At 32.0% G+C, this 3,379-nt stretch carries 3 protein-coding genes; all 3 read right to left on the bottom strand.

The genetic code is table 11. The features are described from left to right. Window positions 1-559: 559 nt before the first annotated feature. The 3 genes from ACI3VO_RS10325 to ACI3VO_RS10315 all read right to left on the bottom strand — a co-directional run bounded on the left by ACI3VO_RS10325 (window position 560) and on the right by ACI3VO_RS10315 (window position 2,230). Complete coding sequence (locus tag ACI3VO_RS10325; RefSeq protein WP_439757842.1) at window positions 560-1,075, bottom strand: hypothetical protein; 516 nt, start codon at window positions 1,073-1,075, stop codon at window positions 560-562. A 615-nt stretch (window positions 1,076-1,690) separates the two neighbouring features. After that, a complete protein-coding gene (locus ACI3VO_RS10320; RefSeq protein ID WP_439757841.1) occupies window positions 1,691-2,053 on the bottom strand; it encodes a hypothetical protein in 363 nt (120 codons plus the stop codon). Window positions 2,054-2,071: 18 nt separating this feature from the next. Beyond that, window positions 2,072-2,230 carry a hypothetical protein gene (locus ACI3VO_RS10315; protein WP_439757840.1) on the bottom strand — a complete coding sequence of 53 codons (159 nt, stop codon included), beginning with the start codon at window positions 2,228-2,230 and terminating at the stop codon, window positions 2,072-2,074. Window positions 2,231-3,379: the final 1,149 nt, after the last annotated feature.

Below are 3,379 nucleotides of genomic sequence, written 5' to 3'. Positions count from 1 at the left end.
CAGTTGGAAATGGTAATGTATCAGAGGCTTTTCTGAGATCCTCTGTCTATATATTATAGTAGGGAGAATAACCTTCATATATACCATCTTCATTAATAGCAAATGTTTGAAGAGAGACAGCATCAATGTCCAAATCAGAACCCTATAAATAGAACTAAAATATGCTGACATATGCATTATTTATATCCGGATCAGAGAATCCCTATATCTCCATTGACATAAATGATTGCTGGGATTGGGCAGGAATACGGGCAGCTACAAGGTCAAGCTATCTTTTAAATGAGGTATACTATTCATTAGCTAAATCAAGTAAATGCTTCTTCCCCCAACCTTTAACTTCTTTGTCTTCATTCTGAACATCTTCATTTAATAACTAACTGTAATCATTTAAGTTAAGAATTGTTTTTCTTAAATCTTTAAATTTAGTTTTTGTGGCTAAATATTTTCCTAACTTATTTGCACTTTTATTAGCACTTTCTGAAGCTAGCAGAACAATCTCTCGTATTTTCTACTCATTATTCTTAGCTCTGTCAACACATATATTAAAAGTTGAATAACTCTAGTTATCAATATGGAATTTCAAATCATTGGTAATTATTATCTCATTTCCATCATCGTCTAGGTAGATTTCATCCCCCTCTTTCATAGGATTGAGTATATTCCCATCATTATCAATTCTATAGAGTATACCATTTTCTACTTTAGAAAGCCATTCAATTTTATGAGTCAAATTGCAGCCTTCTAATCCATCTCTTATATAAAGATGATTACCATTAGACCGTTTTAATTCTAAGTCATAGAGATTTATAACAGTTCCAGTCTCATCATCAAAATAATTACTAACTCTTGTAACTAACTTCTCAGCTAATTTTCTTGCGAAATATTCTGGAGTTACTTCATTTAATTTAGTTCCTTCTTCTAATCCAAATGAACCCTTGAATACCTTAGGCATTATAATACCATAAGACTGAGTACGATGATTTTGTATAGTAACCAGGTTACCATTAACTAATACATTTTTTCCATCTGTTATACCATCTAAAGTATTTTGTAGAATATTATTAAAGAAGGCCATTTGGTAATTACTTAAATACTCAACAAATTGATTAGTTGTTTCTAAGGCATTTGCTTTCTAACTAGTGGGCCATTCTTCTTGTACTATACTTTTATATAAAGAATTAATAGGTATTCTATTTTCTATACTTTTTATTAATGCTTGTAATACTTGCCATTTAAAAGAATTAGAATTATCAGTAAACGCAGCTCCTAAATCAGCAGAAATAGCCTAAACAAACTGTTGCCCTATACTATACTTATCTAAATACTAATATAGATTATTAAGGCCAGAATCTCTCATAGTAAAGTAATCCTACACTATATCTAGGTCCGCAAGTTGATAGTTATTAACTCCATCTGAGAACTTAACATTATATGATTTTAAGTCCTAACCATCCATTATCCATTCCTAGAATGACTAAGGATTCATTTCTTTTAAAGTCTAATATCCAATTTGGTATACTGGAATTCCATTGTAAGATGTTCCTATCTATTTCTCTGCAACTCTATGTGGTGCAACTACCTAATATATTTTCTAAGTCCCATCCTACAGTGTTACTACATATTTATATCCCATTTCTATATCGGAAATAGAATTAAAAATAGGAGCTGACTACTAAAATGCCTCAAGTACCTATTCTGGTGTAGAAACTCCATATTCTGCCATCATTCTTCTTACTTCATCATATCTATAAGACCTAACTTTACCACCCTCATACATATTATACATTTTAATAACATCATGGGTCGGACAAAGTACGGCAAGAAGTCCTGGCATTTTAGTTTTAATACCAGCCTTAGTCATAGTTACAGATAAGATATTAACTATCTTACCATAAATAGTAGAAGAACTATATGGTAATGTACTATCTGCTCCTTGGAGGAATTTCTCATCTAGTAGGAGTTTTTTATCCTTTCTAATTTCTTGTACTAACTTAACTGCAGAATTATATAGAGCATCACCATCATTAGAATCACTTTCTACTATAGACTTCATAATAGCAGAAGTAATTAACTATCCAAATTTTGCTCTATCACCGATTGCTATTTTTCCTACTTCATCCCTAAAACCATTTGTAGCTGACTTAGTAATACTATAAAGAGCGTTATATAACTTAGTTGCCATTTCTTTAGTATAACCTTTAGCACAAGCGGCAGAAATAACCTGAGTCATTAATGATAACTCTGCATTATCAGCATGGTGTTCCTTATCAAGTTGAATTCCTGCCTACACCATTCTTACTTTCATAGTACTTAGATCAAATTTACCGTAGAATGCTTTAGCAGGGTTAACATTAGCTGCACCATGTTTTACTGCTCCAATAGTAGGCATATAGTGAATGTCAGAATGTTTTAATGGTTGATATAAATCCTCTGCAGTAGTAGCTTTGGTTACTCCTTCTTTCTTAGTTCCGTAACTATAGATAGCTTTAGTAGTTAACTATATAGATTTCTCAGAAGGTACTAACTTGCCATCCCTAAGTTCCATAGAATCCATACCACCAAACATCTTCCATAATTCATAGTTACTATCAGCTTTTCTGACAAAATTCTAATTGTCTTCTGTTTTAACTTCAGAAATAATAGAGCCATACTCATCTACTATATACTCGGCCACCTCATAGGTATTATTCCCCCTATACCCAATTATTTGTCTCATTCTATAAGGATTTTCCTAAGAATAATCAGCATAGTATATATCACCATAATTAACCTTATCACCATTGAAATCTTCTAGAATGCCCTATCCTCTCATATTGACAATTTGATTACCATTATGGTCTCTCCAAACTTTATTAGTCATATTGTACATCATATACTAATAGAATTTATCGGAACGTATTCTATCATTAGTTAATCCAAAACCTGCAGTTTTAATAATACCACCAGTTCCAGTAAGAGCATCATAGAAGTGCACAAATTGTTTCTTGTCAATACCCGCCTTATCTCCCTTTAAAGAAAAATTCTCAAGGTATACAATAAATGGGTTTACAAAAGTAGCACCATCAAAAGGTTTAGCTCTCTAGGAATCTCCTTGGTGATTATATACAGAAGCATAAATATCTTCCATAATTGCCATATTATATTCTGTAGGAATTCCTTTAATTTGTTCCAGCTAGAATTCATGCATAGAAGCAGTTAATGATACATTACGCTTATGTTGAGCGAGGAATCTAGACGCCTCTTCAGCCATTTCCCCTTCTTCTACTCTTCTTATAAGCTGATAAAAAACCTATTTAGCATTATTGATTTGTGAGAAATCCCTTCCCATAAAATCCTTAGTATATTTATTCTTTAAGTGCTCATTAGAAGTTACTAGAAT

The sequence above is a fragment of the Intestinibacter sp. genome, from assembly GCF_051866655.1.
GTDB lineage: Bacteria > Bacillota > Clostridia > Peptostreptococcales > Peptostreptococcaceae > Intestinibacter.
Note: the sequence above shows the minus strand (reverse complement) of the source record. Positions and strands in the feature narration are given on the sequence as shown.

What these genes read in the sequence shown, in the direction of transcription:
- ACI3VO_RS10325 (WP_439757842.1), bottom strand. Translation starts at nt 1,075, where the DNA reads ATGGCCTTCTTTAATAATATTCTACAAAATACTTTAGATGGTATAACA.
- ACI3VO_RS10320 (WP_439757841.1), bottom strand. Translation starts at nt 2,053, where the DNA reads ATGAAGTCTATAGTAGAAAGTGATTCTAATGATGGTGATGCTCTATAT.
- ACI3VO_RS10315 (WP_439757840.1), bottom strand. Translation starts at nt 2,230, where the DNA reads ATGACTCAGGTTATTTCTGCCGCTTGTGCTAAAGGTTATACTAAAGAA.